We start from the raw sequence: 380 nt of genomic DNA on the forward strand, positions 1-380 counted from the left end.
GATATCAATGAAAACAATGGGGTACCGGAATTAACATTTACCGGAAAAACAGCCTCAAGGTATAACCTATTTACTTTGGTATCAAATGCTACTTTAAATGCTCCTATGTCCTTCCAATTCAAAGAATTAAAAAAATATGCAGATACATTAAGTAAATGGAAAGCTCATCAACACAACCTCATTAAAGCCTATGGATCTAAAAATCCCGTAGATCCACAAACAATGCTTGTTGCTCAAAATGCATTAAACTTCAGGTATGTGAGCTTAATTTATTACCCCTTAGAAAATCTATCTGAAGACACCATCCCTAAAGACTATCTGCTGGAAGCAGACCGTTTTAAATTCAATCAGGATAAACTACTTATCTTAAGTGAATACAG

Annotated in this window: 1 protein-coding gene; it reads left to right on the top strand. The window is 34.2% G+C overall.

Going from position 1 to position 380, the window contains the following annotated elements:
* The coding region (locus tag J1905_RS23350; protein ID WP_214229605.1) for a hypothetical protein at positions 1-380 on the top strand (380 nt) is incomplete at both ends.

Origin of the sequence: Pedobacter sp. B4-66 (assembly GCF_018492665.1) — a bacterium.
Classification (GTDB): domain Bacteria; phylum Bacteroidota; class Bacteroidia; order Sphingobacteriales; family Sphingobacteriaceae; genus Pedobacter.